18 protein-coding genes and 1 pseudogene are annotated in these 16,645 nt (G+C 55.3%); 14 read left to right on the top strand and 5 right to left on the bottom strand.

Annotated elements, in window-relative coordinates:
* Positions 1 to 283: SOS response-associated peptidase family protein (locus AC2FH8_RS20275; RefSeq protein ID WP_496690605.1), on the top strand; the 283-nt coding region annotated here is incomplete at its 5' end.
* A gap of 214 nt (positions 284 to 497) precedes the next feature.
* On the opposite strand, the gene AC2FH8_RS20270 is transcribed toward AC2FH8_RS20275, so the two are convergent.
* The gene (locus AC2FH8_RS20270; protein WP_496690604.1) at positions 498 to 1,259 is read right to left on the bottom strand and encodes an IclR family transcriptional regulator; all 762 of its coding nucleotides are present in this window, start codon (positions 1,257 to 1,259) and stop codon (positions 498 to 500) included.
* A gap of 72 nt (positions 1,260 to 1,331) precedes the next feature.
* On the opposite strand from AC2FH8_RS20270, the gene AC2FH8_RS20265 reads away from it, so the two are divergent.
* From AC2FH8_RS20265 to AC2FH8_RS20215, 11 genes and pseudogenes are all read left to right on the top strand, one after another.
* Positions 1,332 to 2,687 carry a selenium-binding family protein gene (locus AC2FH8_RS20265; RefSeq protein WP_496690603.1) on the top strand — a complete coding sequence of 452 codons (1,356 nt, stop codon included), beginning with the start codon at positions 1,332 to 1,334 and terminating at the stop codon, positions 2,685 to 2,687.
* Positions 2,684 to 3,052: a 2Fe-2S iron-sulfur cluster-binding protein gene (locus AC2FH8_RS20260; protein ID WP_142640391.1), complete on the top strand. Its 369-nt coding sequence runs from the start codon at positions 2,684 to 2,686 to the stop codon at positions 3,050 to 3,052. The genes AC2FH8_RS20265 and AC2FH8_RS20260 overlap by 4 nt, the downstream gene beginning before the upstream one ends.
* Positions 3,053 to 3,517, top strand: coding sequence for a CoA-binding protein (locus AC2FH8_RS20255; protein ID WP_142640390.1), 465 nt, complete (start codon positions 3,053 to 3,055; stop codon positions 3,515 to 3,517).
* A gap of 122 nt (positions 3,518 to 3,639) precedes the next feature.
* A complete protein-coding gene (locus AC2FH8_RS20250; RefSeq protein ID WP_334223335.1) occupies positions 3,640 to 3,783 on the top strand; it encodes a hypothetical protein in 144 nt (47 codons plus the stop codon).
* 15 nt (positions 3,784 to 3,798) lie between these two features.
* Positions 3,799 to 4,029, top strand: a complete 231-nt coding sequence (locus AC2FH8_RS20245) for a rhodanese-like domain-containing protein (RefSeq protein WP_345742134.1) — start codon at positions 3,799 to 3,801, stop codon at positions 4,027 to 4,029.
* A 3-nt stretch (positions 4,030 to 4,032) separates the two neighbouring features.
* A pseudogene (locus AC2FH8_RS20240) lies at positions 4,033 to 4,930 on the top strand (MBL fold metallo-hydrolase).
* Positions 4,931 to 4,937: 7 nt separating this feature from the next.
* A complete protein-coding gene (locus AC2FH8_RS20235) occupies positions 4,938 to 5,738 on the top strand; it encodes an enoyl-CoA hydratase (protein WP_246097366.1) in 801 nt (266 codons plus the stop codon).
* A gap of 198 nt (positions 5,739 to 5,936) precedes the next feature.
* The gene (locus AC2FH8_RS20230; protein ID WP_496690602.1) at positions 5,937 to 6,770 is read left to right on the top strand and encodes a methyltransferase domain-containing protein; all 834 of its coding nucleotides are present in this window, start codon (positions 5,937 to 5,939) and stop codon (positions 6,768 to 6,770) included.
* Positions 6,771 to 7,265: 495 nt separating this feature from the next.
* On the top strand, positions 7,266 to 9,188 hold the full coding sequence (locus AC2FH8_RS20225; RefSeq protein WP_496690601.1) for a DUF3604 domain-containing protein: 1,923 nt from the start codon (positions 7,266 to 7,268) through the stop codon (positions 9,186 to 9,188).
* A gap of 160 nt (positions 9,189 to 9,348) precedes the next feature.
* The gene (locus AC2FH8_RS20220; RefSeq protein WP_496690600.1) at positions 9,349 to 10,179 is read left to right on the top strand and encodes a peptidyl-prolyl cis-trans isomerase; all 831 of its coding nucleotides are present in this window, start codon (positions 9,349 to 9,351) and stop codon (positions 10,177 to 10,179) included.
* Positions 10,176 to 11,165 (top strand): HupE/UreJ family protein, encoded by a 990-nt coding sequence (locus AC2FH8_RS20215; protein WP_142640385.1) that lies wholly within the window; start codon positions 10,176 to 10,178, stop codon positions 11,163 to 11,165. The genes AC2FH8_RS20220 and AC2FH8_RS20215 overlap by 4 nt, the downstream gene beginning before the upstream one ends.
* 22 nt (positions 11,166 to 11,187) lie before the next feature.
* On the opposite strand, the gene AC2FH8_RS20210 is transcribed toward AC2FH8_RS20215, so the two are convergent.
* Positions 11,188 to 12,132 (bottom strand): DDE-type integrase/transposase/recombinase, encoded by a 945-nt coding sequence (locus AC2FH8_RS20210; RefSeq protein WP_496690606.1) that lies wholly within the window; start codon positions 12,130 to 12,132, stop codon positions 11,188 to 11,190.
* A 26-nt stretch (positions 12,133 to 12,158) separates the two neighbouring features.
* The gene (locus tag AC2FH8_RS20205; protein WP_171127984.1) at positions 12,159 to 12,446 is read right to left on the bottom strand and encodes a transposase; all 288 of its coding nucleotides are present in this window, start codon (positions 12,444 to 12,446) and stop codon (positions 12,159 to 12,161) included.
* A 55-nt stretch (positions 12,447 to 12,501) separates the two neighbouring features.
* On the opposite strand from AC2FH8_RS20205, the gene AC2FH8_RS20200 reads away from it, so the two are divergent.
* Together AC2FH8_RS20200 and AC2FH8_RS20195 are read left to right on the top strand one after the other, a co-directional pair.
* The gene (locus AC2FH8_RS20200; RefSeq protein WP_496690599.1) at positions 12,502 to 13,056 is read left to right on the top strand and encodes a hypothetical protein; all 555 of its coding nucleotides are present in this window, start codon (positions 12,502 to 12,504) and stop codon (positions 13,054 to 13,056) included.
* Positions 13,041 to 13,502: a hypothetical protein gene (locus AC2FH8_RS20195; protein ID WP_496690598.1), complete on the top strand. Its 462-nt coding sequence runs from the start codon at positions 13,041 to 13,043 to the stop codon at positions 13,500 to 13,502. The genes AC2FH8_RS20200 and AC2FH8_RS20195 overlap by 16 nt, the downstream gene beginning before the upstream one ends.
* A gap of 779 nt (positions 13,503 to 14,281) precedes the next feature.
* Here the strand turns inward: AC2FH8_RS20195 and AC2FH8_RS20190 are convergent.
* Both AC2FH8_RS20190 and AC2FH8_RS20185 read right to left on the bottom strand, forming a co-directional pair.
* Entirely contained in the window at positions 14,282 to 15,565 is a 1,284-nt protein-coding gene (locus AC2FH8_RS20190; protein ID WP_281996144.1) for a glycerate kinase type-2 family protein, read from the bottom strand.
* Between the two features lie 7 nt (positions 15,566 to 15,572).
* Complete coding sequence (locus AC2FH8_RS20185; protein WP_142640422.1) at positions 15,573 to 16,550, bottom strand: HpcH/HpaI aldolase/citrate lyase family protein; 978 nt, start codon at positions 16,548 to 16,550, stop codon at positions 15,573 to 15,575.
* Between the last annotated feature and the right edge of the window lie 95 nt (positions 16,551 to 16,645).

Genomic DNA, 16,645 nt, shown 5'->3' with positions numbered 1-16,645 from the left:
AATATCAATATATTACACACCGTGCCAGAGCGGGCTTTTGCGTTGCGCCATCACAACTGAAAGCACCGTGGAAGCAAACGCGGCGAAGTTAACCACCTCAGCGAATGACATTGTGCGTCCGATACATCCGCAGAGAATGCGGGTCATACTCCATCCTTGTGACTATGAGGTCTGGTTGGATGGCAGCGCTGCGGAGGCCTTTGAACTGCTTAAACCCTATGCCTCAGATGAGATGGATATCGTCAAATCGGGCGCAGGAGAAATGTCTGACACTAGTCTTTGAACGGCATGGTTTTTTAGCGAGTTCCGATCAATGAATGTCCGCCTAAGATCGCGCCTTGGACATCCGACGATTTTTGTCAGATGACTGCACCGAGCCCTTTCTTCTGAATGCTGCGAGACGTTCGAACGTTCGGCGTTGCATTTTTGTTTGTGTGGAGCGGAGGTCAGTTCAGATCAGATTTAGAAGTGGCCCACATTCGAAGACCACCTAAAAGTTAGCCTGATATTTTGGCATCCTGCGCCGCGTCCCAACCCAAATTTGCAGACATTTCACGCGCAATAAGGGAGATCTGGGGACCAAGTTTTTCGCGGAACGCTGGCGTAAAGACCCGTACCGATCCGGTTGCACCGATGGACATCGTGGAACCTGGCCCGCTTGGCGCAAGGGGAGCTGCCACCGAACACATGCCGCGCTCAATCTCTTCCACGCATTCTGCGAAGCCGCGATTGCGAATGGTGTCAAACTCGGCTTCCAAGTCCTGCACGTTTGTCAGGGTGAATTCGGTGTAGGCGCGCAGCCGGCCTTCCATTTCGCTGGTCAAAAACAAGTCGGGTGAGAATGCAGCAACGGCCTTAGAGCAGGAACAGGCATGCAAGGGTCGTTTCCCCAAACCGGGATGGAGATAGGAGACCCCAGTGTCAGGTGTTTCAACGTGAATAATTTCCACGGATTTTCCGCGCAGACGGGACAGGAAAAATGCGGTGCCATATTGTTTAGCGGCTTGCTTTAGCGCAGGCGCAATCACCTCTAGCAGTGCGCGGTCAGAGTGGTCACTTTTCGTGATCCGCTTCAGGCGGGAGCCGATTGTGAATGTACCACGGGCAACAGGTTCCAGTAGACCCACACCGACGAGGTCCTGCACCAACCGGTAGGCAGACGGCTTAGGCAGGTCAGAATGAGCGCAAATCTCGGCCACTGTAGTCTCGCCCTTTTGTCCAACAACTTCGAGGATGAATGTCAGGCGTTCCAGATGCATATTTTTACCTTGCGAGAATCTTTTTATCGATTTACGAGAATCTTCAAATGATCGCAAGGGAGGAATGTGAAGATGGACGGAGCATGTTGTGGCCCGGGGTATGCAAGCCCTGCCGAGGCGATCAAAGCGCCGCGTGAAAACCTCTTGTACACAATTGCCATCTACACCGGCACCGGCATTCAAAAGCCGGACTACCTAGCCACCGTGGACGCCGACCCGGAAAGCCCGACCTATTCACAAGTCATCCATCGCTTAGAGATGCCCGGCATCGGGGATGAATTGCATCACATGGGCTGGAATGCCTGTTCTTCCTGCCACGACGACGCGGGCATGAGCCGTAACTACCTGCTGGTGCCAGGCGTGCGGTCCAACAATATCCATGTGATCGACACCGCGACGGACCCGTTTGCTCCGCGCCTTCATAAGGTGATTGACGGGGCCGAGATCAAGTCAAAAACCAATCTGAGCGGCCCACACACCGTGCATTGTTTGGGCTCTGAGATCATCATTTCCTTCTTAGGTGACGCACAGGGCGAAGCGCCCGGTGGTTATCTGCACCTCAACAAAGAATTCGAGATCGTTGGTCGTTGGGAAAACTCAATGGGCGATATCCCGTTTGGTTATGACTTCTGGTACCAGCCGCGCCATAACGTGATGGTCAGTTCCGAATGGGCCGCACCCAACACATTCATGCCAGGGTTTGATTTGGAAGAAGTGGGCCACCTGAAATACGGTCGCCGCCTGCACATCTGGGATTTTGAGAAAAAGGTGCCGGTCGAGACGATGTATCTCGGCGAAGACGGCCTGATCCCGCTGGAGGTAAAGTTTCTGCATGATCCTGACAGTACACATGGGTTCTGCGGTGCCGCGCTTAGCGCCAATGTCATCCATTTCTGGAAGTCCGAAGCTGGGAAATGGGAATGGGAAAAGATCATTGATGTGGAGAATGAACCGCATCCCGAATGGCCTATTCCCGTGCCCGGTGTGATGTCGGCCATCCTTGTATCGATGGACGACAAATACCTTTACCTCAATAACTGGTTGCACGGCGATATGCGCCAGTACGACATCTCTGACCCGCATAATCCTGTTTTGACCGGGCAGGTTTGGATGGGCGGGCTTTTGGGCAAAGCGCCCGAGGTCAATGGCGTCAAAGTGGCAGGCGGGCCGCAAATGTATCAGCTCTCGCTTGATGGCAAACGGCTTTATGTCACGACCTCGCTGTTCTCGACCTGGGACAACCAGTTCTATCCGGAAATTCGCACCCAGGGCGGTGTCATGCTGATGATCGACTGTGATGTCGAAAACGGCGGTATGAAAATCAACGAAGATTTCGTTGTTGATTTTGGCAAAGAGCCAAACGGACCAAGCCGCTGCCATGAAACCCGCTATCCCGGTGGCGATTGTACAAGCGACATCTGGCTGTGAGCGAAACCCGCACAATCACAATCGCCAACCGCGATGATGCGACCTATCAGGTCGACGCCCGCCGTCCGTTGCTGGACGCTTTACGCGAACAGGGAGTCGATCTGCCCTATGGCTGCAAATACGGCGGCTGCATCACCTGTGCGGCCAAACTGACAGCTGGCGAAGTGGATCAGCGCAGGCAAGTGGCGTTGAACAATCGCCAGATCAACAATGGCTATGTTCTGCTGTGTGTGGCCCGCGCGGTGAGCGATTGCATATTGGAAATCGGCGTCGAAAGCCACGACAAACTTTATCGCAACCCCTTCCTTGATCCGCTGGAGCCGCATGAGCTGAAGGCGGATATCGCGACCCCTAAGGAGGCTTAAATGCCCGAAGCTGACATCGATCACCTGTATGATTACGCGCCCGAATATCTGGCGGACATCCTGCGTTCGGTCAAAACCATTGCGATGGTGGGGGCCAGTGGCGACAAGACCAAGTTCAGCTATGGCGTGCTGCGTGTGCTGCACGAAACGGGCTATGACATGATCCCTGTCAATCCAAACCCAAAGCTGATCGAAATTCGCGGCATACCTGTCGTTCATTCGCTGGAAGAGATCGACCGGCCCGTGGATATGGTCGAGGTCTTCCGCCCGAAAGAGGAACTTTACGCGATCACCGAGAAAGCCATTGCAATCGGCGCCAAGGTGCTTTGGGGCCAAATCGGCGTTTATGATGACCGCGCGGCCGCGCTTGCCGAAGAAGCGGGGCTGAAGGTGGTGATGAACCGCTGCCCCAAGATCGAGCTGTTCCGCCCGTTCTGGAAGCCCCGTCTTGATCTCGCAATTTGACTGAGAGCGGCACAGAAACTCATGTGGCCTCTGCCTGCGCATACGGCTGTAGCGGTGCCATAAATTGGCCGCTCGACGCACTATTGGACTGGCTCAAAACCAATCGAAAAAGGAAACCAAACATGGCTCAGACGATCACCAAAAGCGCGAAAGACATCGTAAAGGTGGCCACGAAAGCGGTGCCTGCGATCAGTGCCGAAGAGGCATTGGCCTTGGTAGGCTCGCTCGATCACGTTTTTGTCGATCAGCGCGATGGTACGGAATAGGCCAAAACCGGCGTCATTGAGGGTGCTGTCGCATCGTCGCGCGGCATGATGGAATTCCACATCGACCCGGAAAGTCCTGCGCACAAGCCGGAGTTCAGTCAAGATAAGACTTACGTGTTCTATTGCGCATCGGGTGGGCGTTCTGCCATGGCGGCGGTGGTGGCCATGGATATGGGACTGTCGCCCGTTGTGAACCTGACCGGAGGCGTTGGCGCCTGGAAAAAGGCCGGGGGCGCGCTGGAATAAATCATGGAACCTTCAACAAATTTCCCAAATCTCAATATGGCAGCAAAGCCTAGTGTCGAAGGGTTCTTTGATCCTGCCTGCAACACGATTTCTTATGTCGTGAAAGACCCCGCATCTAACGCCTGTGCAATAATCGACAGCGTTCTGGATATGGATTACGCCGCCGGGCGGATCACTTACGACAGTGCCGATCGCTTTGATCGACGCCATCCAGTCACAAGGCTTGTCGGTGGAGTGGATCATTGAAACCCATGTCCATGCCGATCACCTGTCTGCTGCACCCTAAATTCAGGATAGGCTGGGTGGCAAAATTGGCGTTGGTGCAGGCATCATCGAAATTCAGGACACCTTCGGCAAAATCTTCAACGAAGGCACGGAATTTCAACGCGACGGGTCGCAGTTTGATGCTTTGTTCGAGGATGGTGACACCTACACCATTGGCGAAATGACGGCCTTTGTGATTGCCACGCCGGGCCACACACCAGCCTGCATGGTGCATGTGATTGGCGACGCCGCCTTTGCCGGTGACACGCTCTTTATGCCTGACGGCGGCTCAGCCCGCGCAGACTTTCCGGGTGGTGATGCAGGGCAGCTTTACGATTCTATCCAAACCGTGCTGAGCCTGCCGGGCGAGATGCGCCTGTTCATCTGCCACGACTATGGCCCCGGTGGGCGCGCCATCGCGTGGGAGACCACAATTGGCCAGCAACGTGCCGACAACATCCATGTGGGTGCTGGCAAATCGCGCGAAGATTTCATCAAGTTCCGGACGGAGCGTGACGCGCAGCTGGCGATGCCCAAACTGATCATACCGTCCCTGCAAGTGAATATGCGGGCCGGCGAAATCCCGTGCGACGAAAGCGGCGCACCTATGCTGAAAGTTCCACTCAATGGCCTATGAGGGCGAAATGCAAAACGATGATTTGATCCTGCGGGCTGACATCGATGGCGTTACCGTTCTGACTCTGAACGCGCCCAAGTCGATTAATGCGTTGTCAGAGGCGATGCTACGCGCTCTGTCTGACACATTTGACGAAATCGCAGAAGATCGCAGTGTCAAAGCAGTGATCTTGCGTACCGGCGGCAATCACTTTTGCGCGGGTCATAACCTCAAAGAAATGTCGGCGCGCCGGGCGGATGCCGACGGTGGGTTTCAGTATTTCCAAGACCTGTTTGCGACGTGTTCGGCGATGATGCTTCGGGTGGTGCGCTTGCCGCAACCTGTAATCGCCGAGGTCAAAGGGATTGCCACAGCGGCGGGGTGTCAGCTTGTTGCGTCCTGTGATCTGGCGGTGGCCGCCGACAACGCAACTTTCGCAACATCGGGCGTGAATATCGGGCTATTTTGCTCAACCCCGATGGTCGCGCTTTCGCGCAATGTGCCGCGCAAGCTGGCGATGGAAATGTTGCTTTTGGGGGAATTCTTGCCCGCAGCCCGCGTCGCCGAAATGGGGTTGGTCAACCGCGTGGTGCCCTTGGCGGAACTGGAAGCGGCATCCACAGAAATGGCTTGGATCATTGCCGACAAATCGCCGTCCGCCGTCAAGATCGGCAAGCGTGCCTATTACGAACAGCTCGAAATGCCGCTGGAAGAGGCCTACGCCTTTGCCGGTCGCACGATGGCGGAAAACATGATGGCCAAAGATGCCGAGGCCGGTATCGGGGCCTTCACCCGCAAAGAACCGATGCCTGAATGGACCGGGGAATGATCTACGAGGGCCCGGAACTTGCCCGTAATGCAGCGAACCACACCGCCCTGTCACCGGTTTCGATCCTCAAACGCGTCGAGCGCGTGCACCCAAAGCAACCTACCCGCAAATGACGGCGAATGCCCATTTCACTTGGCGAACTTGACAATTTGCCCCTTTCGGCGGTCCTCCAAAACGTGGCGATTGAGGAGATGTTGGATGCCTGACAATCAGGAACAGGACACATTTGCCGCCCTCGAAAGGCGCGAATGGGCCAAGTGCGATGTGGCACAGTCCTATGCCGAGGTGTTTGCCAAGGCGGCGGACATGGTTGTCCCACACCGGGTCGCTGCGGTTTGTGCTGGACCGGACACTCGTGTGCTCGATTTGTGCTGCGGACATGGCAATGTATCCGCAGGCCTTTTCAACACAGGTGCTCGCGTAACGGGCCTTGATTTCTCACCCGCCATGCTTGAGATGGCGCGGCTGGCGGTGCCACAGGCTCAGTTCGTTGAAGGCGATGCGGTGGCCTTGAGCTTTGAAGACAATACGTTTGACGCTGTAACAATTGGCTTTGGAATGCCCCATATGCCGGACCCCCCGAAAGTGTTGGCAGAAGTTCGCCGTGTTTTGCGCGACGGCGGTCGGCAGGCGTATTCGGTGTGGTGCGGGCCCGAAGTTGACACTGCACTGGGGTATGTTTTTGGCGCCATTGAGGAACACGGGTTGCCAGAGATTGCCTTGCCACCGGGTCCCGGGGCAAATGATTATGCCGATCCGACTATCGCCTTTCCCGTACTCGCCAAGGCCGGTTTTTCAGATTGCCATCAAACCTTCGTCGCGTCGAAATGGCAGGTTAGTGATCCGGGCGCACCGTTCGATTTCTTTCTTGAAGGAACGGCCCGAGGTGGCGCCCTTTTGCGCCCTCAACCTACAACGAATTCGGCCGCAATCCGAGCGGCGGTTGTGGCCAAAGTTCTGGCAAAGCACGGTGCGGGTCCTGAATGGGACGTGCCAATTCCGTCTGTCGTGACCTCGGCGGTCGTTGCCTAGCCGATCGGAACGATGTGCTGAAATGCGCGTCGTCGCCATTCATCCAAGTGTCCGGATTGTCCCGCGTTTTGTCTGCTCACACGCGTGCCGCAAAAGTCGTTTCGTACCAGAGCGGCCCTCGGTGCAAGTCGCGGCATAGGTTTAAGGAGAGCCCAAAATGATCCAGACCGCGATAGCCAAGAATGTCATCTAAGCGCAGCTATGCCGACTTTGCTAAAGTGCATACATGGCTCACGATAGACATTCGCCAATTCAAACCGCAATTTCTCCAAAGCTTCCGTTCTCAATGTTGAGCCCAACAATCGAGGCTATGACTTATCGAGTCATTTTCAGACCAACTTCGGCAGCCACACTCCTACTTGCATCATCGTGACAAAGCCGAGAGCTGAGTATTCCCACAAATGGAAAATTGATGTTATATAGAGAAATAGGAATATTAATTCTTGAGATGTAAGTCACGGGCACCACCGGGCGATCTTGAGTAGGGAGGTCTATATGCTTCGAGCTTTTGTTTGTTCTATCTCACTGGGGCTGGCATCATCGACGGTCTTTGCCGACGCTGTTCCTAGCGAAGAAGCGGCGGAAGGCTTGTTCTCAAAGCAGCCGTATTCACCATATGCGAACCGGACTTTCCCTGAGCGCCCGCTGTGGGGAGACTCGCATCTTCACACCGGACTTTCGCTGGATGCAGGTGCTTTCGGGAACACACTGTTACCTGATGAAGCTTGGCGCTTTGCAAAAGGCGAACAGGTCATTTCTTCCACGGGTCAACCAGTGAGACTGGCCCGGCCTCTGGACTGGATGGTTCTCACGGATCACACTGACCTAATGGGATTTGCCCCGGACCTTCAGGCTGGCAAGCCGGGCGTTCTTGCCGATCCAAAAGGTTTGGAATGGTACGAAGGTTACAAGGCAGGCGGCGAAGAGGCTGGCAAAGCGGCGTTCGACATCATCACCAACTTTTCGCAAATGACCCTGCCAGAAGTTCTTCTGGAGTCTTACAGCCCAGGTGCAGATGCATTTGCTTTTACATGGGAACAAATCGTTCTGGCTGCGGAAGAACATAACGACCCCGGCAATTTCACGGCGTTCATCGGATTCGAATGGACCTCTGTACCCAAGGGTTTCAACCTGCACCGAAACGTCATGCTGCGTGATGGGCCGATCAGGGCGCTTCAGATGGTGCCGCCGGTCACGCAACCACCCTTTGGTGATACCGACCCAAAGGCGCTCTATGCATGGCTGGAAGACTATCAAGAAAAAACGGGCGGTCGGGCGGTAGCTTTCGCCCATAATGGCAACCTTTCGAACGGATGGATGTTCCCGACCGAAGACACCTATCACGGTGGCAAGGTAGACGAGGAATATGTGGCCGCCCGCGCGAAATGGGAACCCCACTATGAAGTCACGCAGATCAAGGGCGACGGCGAAGCGCACCCCTTCCTGAGCCCCGATGATGAATTCGCGGATTACGAAAACTGGGACGTCGGCAACCTCGACATAACCGAGTTGAAAACCGATGACATGCTGGCTGGCGAATACGCCCGAGAAGCTTTGAAGCGCGGTTTGTTGTTAGAAGAAAAGTTCGGCGTTAACCCATATAAGTTCGGCATGGGCGGAGCAACGGACAGCCATACGTCTCTGGCAACTGCCGAAGAAGACAACTTCTTTGGAAAATCCGTCAGCGTTGAACCATCGGCCACGAGAATAAAGCATCCTTTCATCGCCAATGACCTTGGCGAAATTCCTGGCGACCTTCTTGTCGCATCGGGATACACGGCAGTTTGGGCGACCGATAATACTCGCGCTGCAATCTTCGATGCGTTCAAGCGACGCGAAACCTATGCAACCACCGGACCTCGGATCGGTCTGCGGTTCTTTGGCGGTTGGGGTTTCAGTGACGCGGATGTTGAAACACGCTTCCTTGCTGATGTGGGCTACACCAAAGGTGTTCCGATGGGCTCGGATCTGCGACCTCGCGAGGGTGAAGGTGCGCCCGCATTCCTGATCGCTGCACTACGCGACCCGGTTGGTGCCAATCTGGATCGCGTGCAGGTGGTAAAGGGTTGGCTGGATTCTGAAGGGGCCTTGCAGGAAAAGGTTTACGATGTGGCGTGGTCGGACAACCGTGTTGCTGACCAAAACGGCAAGATCCCTGCGGTTGGAAACACAGTTGATGTTGAAACCGCCAGTTGGACCAACACGATTGGAACTGCCGAACTTGTAACCGTTTGGTCTGATCCTGAATTCGATCCAAATGCACGCGCATTTTATTACGTACGTGCGATCGAAATTCCAACACCGCGTTGGATCCTTTACGATAAGCTGAGATTTGGCGCCGAATTGCCCGAAGACGCGGTGCTCACACATCAGGAACGCGCTTACTCTTCCCCGATTTGGTATACACCGGCAGAGTAACACTGCCGATCACGGCGTTGGCAACCGAGGTAGAAGCCTTTACCTCGGCCCATTCACCAGACGATTGATTTGTGCGTAGCGTTGATTTTCTTGCAATGCTCAATCGACTGATGTCAGCATCGATACGTAAAACCGGAGCGCGTTTCATGCAGGAGCCTTCATGCGAATATTGAAAGAACCCCTGTTCCATTTCTTCCTGATTGGAGCAGCTATTTTCATTTGGTTCCAAATAGTTGCGCCGGAAAACGAGACTGTCGAAGATTTTGTGACAATAACAATCGACGAAAACGATATCGCGCTTTTGTCTGATCAGTTTGAAGCACGGTGGAAACGGCGCCCAAGCGGTGCCGAGCTGCAAGCTTTGACTGATGCAACAATTCGCGAAGAGGTACTGGTCAGAGAAGCCAGAAAGCTTGGCCTTGATCGCGGAGACTCTGTGATCCGGTCTCGTCTCAGTCAAAAAATGGATTTCCTGACCGAAGCGATCGCCACGTCTGTTGTTCCGGAAGACGAAGATTTAGAGGCCTTTTTGCAAAACAACTCGGAGCGCTATGCGACGCCCAGCAAGCTGGCCTTCATTCAGGTCTTTATTGGTGAGGAGCCAAACAAAGCTGAAGTCGAGGGGGTATTGGCCGCCCTGCGCGCGGGAGATGAGGTTTCCGACCTGGGCGCCTCGACACTGCTGCCCGCATCTATGCCCTTGACTGCGACCAGAGTGATAGACTCGGTCTTTGGATCTGGCTTTTCCAAGGGTCTTACAACATTGGATAAAGGTCAGTGGGCTGGCCCGATCCAGTCGGGTTACGGAGTCCATCTAGTTCAGGTGCAAGACATCGAACCTAGCCAAATACCCCCATTGTCAGAAATTCACGATGCCGTGCTGCGGGATTGGCGTCGCGTGATGAGCGAAGATCTGGCGCAGGCGCAATATGAGATTCTTGCTGCCAACTATGAGATCATAGTGCCCGCTCTCTCAGGTCAAACCAAATGAAAGCTGTATTTGGCCTACTGTTTGCCTTGCTGATTGCGTGGGTTGCAGGAAATGCCTCGGCGCATGCGCTTGATCCGGGGTACTTGGAAATTCGCCAAATCACATCGGACACCTGGAGCGTTCATTGGCGAAAACCCGATGTGAATGGTCAACCCATGGCGATTGATGTCATGGCGCCGGATGGTTGCACCCCGGCGCGCGGCCCTACCCCAATTTCCGATGGCAGAGCATGGGTTTCTTCCTGGGTTATCGAGTGCCGCGGGGATATTGCGGGCCAACCCATCCAGATAGAAGGTCTGGAGGTTCAAAAGAACGACGTATTGGTCCGAGTGCAGCCCCTGCAGGCTGAGCCCACGACGCTTCGGTTCACACCAGAGACAGCCGTTCAGAACATACCTTCTGAACAGACCACATGGTCTGTTTTCACCGCGTATTTCCAGTTGGGTTTTGAACACATACTGGAAGGTTGGGATCATCTGCTGTTTGTCTTCGCGTTGTTTGTTCTGGTCCGCGATCCGTGGAGACTGGTGGGAGCAGTCACAGCATTCACACTGGCGCATTCAATAACACTGGCATTGGCAACGCTTGGTTTTCTGAATGTCCCTGGTCCGCCGGTCGAGGCCATCATTGCGCTTTCTATTGTTTTTCTGGCGATGGAAATTGTTAAGGTTGGAGACGGGCGTTTCCGACTTTCAAAGCAGAAGCCCTGGGTCGTTTGTTTCGGGTTTGGGCTTTTGCATGGCCTTGGTTTTGCAGGCGCTTTGGCCGATATCGGACTACCCTCAAACGATATTCCTGCAGCCTTGCTTGCCTTCAACCTGGGCGTCGAGGCCGGCCAGTTGAGTTTTGTCGGGGCCTTGGCACTTCTTGTCGCGATCTGGCGATTGATGGCACGTCCAGTTAGCCAAAGGGCGACTGTGATTACAGCCTATGGCATCGGGTCGGTATCGATGTACTGGCTCATAGAACGCATAAGTGGGTTCTGAAGCGCTTTGCCTTGGTGTTGGTTCAGGTGGTAGAACGGCTCAAAGGATAACTCGATTGCAAAGCGCGCAATTCGACCGGGTGCAGGTGCAACCGCGCAGAATGCGCCTGCGCACAAAAGCCCACTTCGTCGTATGCCCAACGTTTGTTGTCTAGCCCCCATGTTCTGGGCCATTTCGGACTAGAGTTTCGGGGACTGGTGGGCGCATGTTGAGGGCCTGATGGGGTCGGGTGTGGTTGTATTGCCTGAGCCAGCAATTGATCACGATCTGTGCTTGCTTGGTCGTTGTGAACCATTCGGAATTGAGAACCTCGCGGCGGAGCGTTCCATTGAACCTCTCGTTGTATCCGTTCTCCCAGGGAGAGCCCCGGGTAGATCCGGATCGGGTTCACACCGACCTTCTCGAGCCAACTCTGGGTTGCTCGTGAAGAGAACTCTGGGCCGTTATCGCTTCGAACGAAATCAGGCTTTCCGTGGCGCAGGAACAGCCCGTAGAGAACCTCCAGCACATCTTCAGAACCCATGCGGGTCCGAACTTCCACTGCAAGCGCCTGGCGGGTGTATTCATCCAGAACCGTGAGCATCTTGTAGCTCCGCCCATTGCTCAGCTTGTCGTGAACGAAATCGACGCTCCAGACATGGTTGGGATGCGTCGGTCGGAGCCGAATGATCGAACTGTCCTTGTGGTACAGGCGACGCTTCTTCTTGTGCCGCTGCGGGAGTTGCAGACCTTCCTCCCGCCACAGCCGTTCTACCTTCTTGTGATTGACACGCCAGCCCTCAACCCGAAGCAGCTGCGCCACCTTACGGTAGCCATACCGGCCATAGCTCTTGGCCAGACGGATCATGGCCAGTCGAAGAGCATCATCGTTCTTCTCTACGGCCTGGTATTGCATGGAGCTGCGTGCAAGGCCGACCACCTTGCAGGTGCGACGCTCTGATGTGCCAAGCTTCTGGCGAGCATGAATGACGGCCTGACGAAGTTGGCTCGTCGTCAGGCCCTCGGTTTTAGGTAGTTCAGACTTTCTTTGAGGATCAGCTTGTCCAGTTCCAGTTCGGCCACGATCTTCTTCAGCCGGGCATTTTCTTTCTCCAGGCTGCGCAACTCCGACAGTTGCGACTTGCCCATGCCACCGAACCGACGCCGCCAATTGTAGTAGGTCGCATCGCTGACACCAACACCACGACAGGCTGTCCGAACATCGTCGCCATCTGCCAGCTTCAGTTCAATCTCACGCAGCAGCTTCAGAATGTCTTCGTCCGAGTATCGCTTCCGAGCCATCTCTTGTTCCCCCTTCTCGGCCAAAGTAGTGGCCCAATTTTAGGGGGCAAAGACAATGCAGGGCAGCGTGTGGCGGGAAGACGGTTTGCTTTACGTTCGCGCAAGTCTGATCCGCGCCGCTGATGCACAGGTTTTGTGGAGTGAGCGTTTCATAGAAGGTACCCAAGGCCTCAGCATCACCGGCATTCAGGAAAAAATTGCGTCACAATTCGCATCTCGCATCGGGCAACAGCACGGCTATGTGCTACGCGACGTGCGCGGAACGCGGCTCGATAATCCGAACGATCACAGTTTGCGGGGCTTTTCCTGTGTGGCGAGTGCGCAGATTTACCGGCGCACCTACCACCGCGATGAGTATCCGGCAGTTCGGGAATGTCTGGAAGCGACTGTTCTCGAAGACCCTGACTATGCCCGCGCCTGGGCCATGCTTGCATATGTTCGCAACGATGCAGCCCGTTTCGGACAGAGACCGACCTGTCGAGAGAGGCGGCATTTGATCTGGCGCGCGACGCCGCGACTCGCGCGCTCGATCTGGACCCGCAAGATACCGACGCGCTCCAGGCGATGTCGCATGTTGAGCAATACGCTGGCGATATGGAGCGTTCGATAGACTATGCGCGAAAAGCGGTAGAGGTGAACCCGAACGATCCGGCAGCGGTCGCCAACCTTGCCATCCGATACGCGATCGCCGGCCGTTTTTCAGAGGCAGCACCAACCATGCGCCGGGCCATCGATGCGTCGGTCGCGCCGCCGCCATTTTACTATCACGTGCTAACCGCTGACAGTTTGCTCAAAAAGGACTGGCCAGAAATGCTCGCAAACGCAGACAGGGCTGCCATCGATGGGTGGTCGTTCGGTCAGGCGATGCTTGCCATCGCGCACAACCAGCTTGCTAACACCGAGGCCTCTAAAGCAGCTTTTGATGCAATGGCTGAACTCGACCCGCTGCTTGCCAACGACCCGAGGTCTTGGCTCCAAGGGCACAACATGCACCCAACTGTGGTCGACGCCGTTTATGAGGGTCTTGCCGAAACACGCGCAGCGTTGTCGAAGTGAAAAGCAGGGCGGTTGACCATTGTTTTCGATATCCAATTTCGACAGAATTGCGAAGTGGACAACTTCCCTCGCGATTTACTCGTCTTGAGAACGGAAAATTATTGCAATCAGTTGCTGGCAAATAGCATTTTATAGAACGATTTCGGCAGTCGACCTCGTCCGCAACTCGGCCATAGGCCTTTCCGACATCGTTGCGGCCACGACCAACGGCCGCATGTTAGGTTGCGATGCAGCGCGTGTCTAATGCGCTCGTTTTGCTGAATGAGCGAAGGTCGCGATTTCAATTCGGCTGCTTTGGGCTCAATGCGGTCATACAAGTGTATTGAGAGGGACGTCTTCTTTCAAAAAGAATACGCTTTCATCACGCATTTTAACTGCGTTCGACAACGGCGTTTGCGCCCTCCCGCAACCAAATACAACAGAACCGCCCGTCGGATCTACAAACAGCCCACCGGACTGTTTGCTGCACGATCTCACCTCGTCAGGACCATGTCCTGAAGGCCAAAGGTTCAAACCCTACTCCAAAAATCAGCTTTAGAACGAAAATTACAAATGCTTACACGCCGATCAACGCCAAACATTCCGCAAAAAATAATGCCTATATCCCTCCGTCAGAGCCTAAAACATCGCCTGTGACATTGGAACAAACGCCTCTTTTATGGCTTTGAAATCAGACTATCGCATGAATCGGACCTTTCTCGACGGATTCAGGCATGACTCTCCAATTCGACATCTCTGACGCTATATCAACCTTGATGCCCGCCAAGCTTAGCGCGCGCTCAAGCATCAGGTCCAAGCAGCAATACTTGGATATCTGCAACATTGGTTCCGGTCGCACCAGTCATCAGAAGATCACCCGATAGTCCCAATGCCCGGTGACTGTCGTTGTTTGCTAACAGCGTGGACGGATTTTGCCCCGCATCGCGGATACGGTCGAATGTTCCCACATCCACAATCGCACCCGCTGCGGGGGTCGGACCATCACGGCCATCTGTTCCACCGCTGAGGAAAATCCAGTTGCCGGGAATAGCTTCCCCTTGCGCCAGTTGGGCGACGCGCAGCGCTAGTTCCTGATTGCGCCCACCAAGACCCGCACCCAGCAGCCGGACGGTTGTCTCCCCTCCGAAAAGCAGAGCGACCGGGCGGTCGGAAGCCACAGAACGGGCCGCTTGCAGAATCTGACGTGCAGCGTCGGACACGTCTCCTGTCAGTGCTTTGGAGGCAATTTCAGCCCGACAAAACTGCGCCGCACAGCGATGCGCAGCCTCAAGGCTTATCGTGTTCGACCCGATCAGATGATTTGTCGCTTCAACTGCTATCGTCTGTTCAGGAACGCTGTGTTCTAGATGGTCCCGCACGGATTGGGGAAGACGCTTCCAGATGCCAGCCCCAATGCAGATCCTGCGGGCATCGGCTTGGGTTCCGATGGGTGGAGAAGTGGGGCCGCTGGCAACGGCACGCAGGTCATCTCCGATCACATCCGACAGAATATAGGCTGTGACCGGTGCAGGTGAACCGTGTCGCAGAAACCCTCCGCCCTTGAGCTGGCTCAGATGCTGGCGCACCAGGTTCATGTGCACGATGTCCAATCCGGAAGACAACAAGAGCTCGTTGACCACAATCTTATCCGATAGGGACAATCCGTCCACAGGTGCCGGAACAAGGGCCGATCCCCCGCCAGAGATCAGCGCTATGATCTGATCTTGCTCGCGTGCTGCGCTGAGCAGATCAATGATCTGGCGACCGGCTTTGAGGCCCCGTTCGTCCGGAACGGGGTGTGCACTGTTCAACACAGTTGCACCGGGTACGACCGCTTGGTTTTCGGAATGGGTCACGGCCAGAGCGACATGATCACCCTGAACGTTTTGCAAGGCTTCCGCCATCATGGCTGGGGCCGCTTTGCCAATCGCGATCAGGATGCTGCGCCCACCCTGTTTGGGCGCAGGCAATGGGGCTGATTGCAGCCGTCTGCTCAGGGATACCGCCGGATCTGCCGCGGCTATGGCTTCGGCAAATATGTTGGCGGCACAATCGCGTTGAGACATGGACGATTGTAAAGTCATGAGGCGATCATGCTGCTGCGATTTGACGGGCCTTTTCAACCATAACTTCAGCTTGACGGATCGAAGCATAGTCGATCAGGCGGCCATCCAACGAAACCGCTCCCTTTCCCGCTGCTTCGGCTTCGGCCATTGCTTCGAGAATGCGTTGTGCCTTGGTGACTTCGGCGTCGCCCGGCGACATAACATCGTTTGCCAGTGAAATCTGGCTGGGATGGATGGCCCATTTGCCCTCGCAGCCTAATACTGCCGCGCGCTTTGCGGCGGCTTTGTAGCCGTCCGGGTCTTGGAAGTCTCCAAAAGGGCCGTCGATCGGGCGCAAACCATTGGCGCGGGCAGCCACAACCATGCGGGCAAGCGCATAGTGCCACATATCTCCCCAATGGGTCAGGCGTCCTCCGTCCGTATCGGCGTCAGTCAGAACGGAATAATCCGGGTTAACACCGCCGATAATAGTCGTCCGCGCGCGGGTCGAGGCGGCATAGTCGGCTACGCCGAAATGCAGGCTTTCGTTACGCTTCGACGCCGCCGCGATCTCACTGACGTTCTGCATCCCTAACGCAGTTTCGATGATATGCTCGAATCCGATGCGTTTTTTGTACCCCTTTGCATCCTCGATTTGCGTGACCATCATGTCGACGGCATAGACATCTGCCGCGGTGCCGACTTTGGGGATCATGATCAGATCAAGTCGCTCGCCAGCCTGTTCAACCACATCCACCACGTCGCGGTACATGTAATGCGTGTCGAGCCCGTTGATACGTACCGACATGGTCTTGCTGCCCCAGTCGATGTCGTTCAGAGCCTCAATGATGTTTTTGCGGGCCTGTTCTTTCTCGTCCGGCGCGACGGCGTCCTCCAGATCAAGGAAGATGACATCCACGTCCGATTGTGCGGCCTTTTCGAACATTCCGGGTTGGCTGCCAGGCACGGCGAGTTCGCTACGGTTTAGGCGGGCAGGAGCCTGTTCGATGGAATGAAAGCTCATGGGTTGGTGTCCTTCAGTTTACAAGTTTGGATAGATAGGGAATCTGGCGCAGAGGTTTGCGACTTCGGCTTTGACTTTGGCCTCGACCTCACCGT

It is taken from the genome of Ruegeria sp. CDSC025 (assembly GCF_059610805.1).
This window is presented reverse-complemented; position numbering and strand designations above follow the sequence as displayed.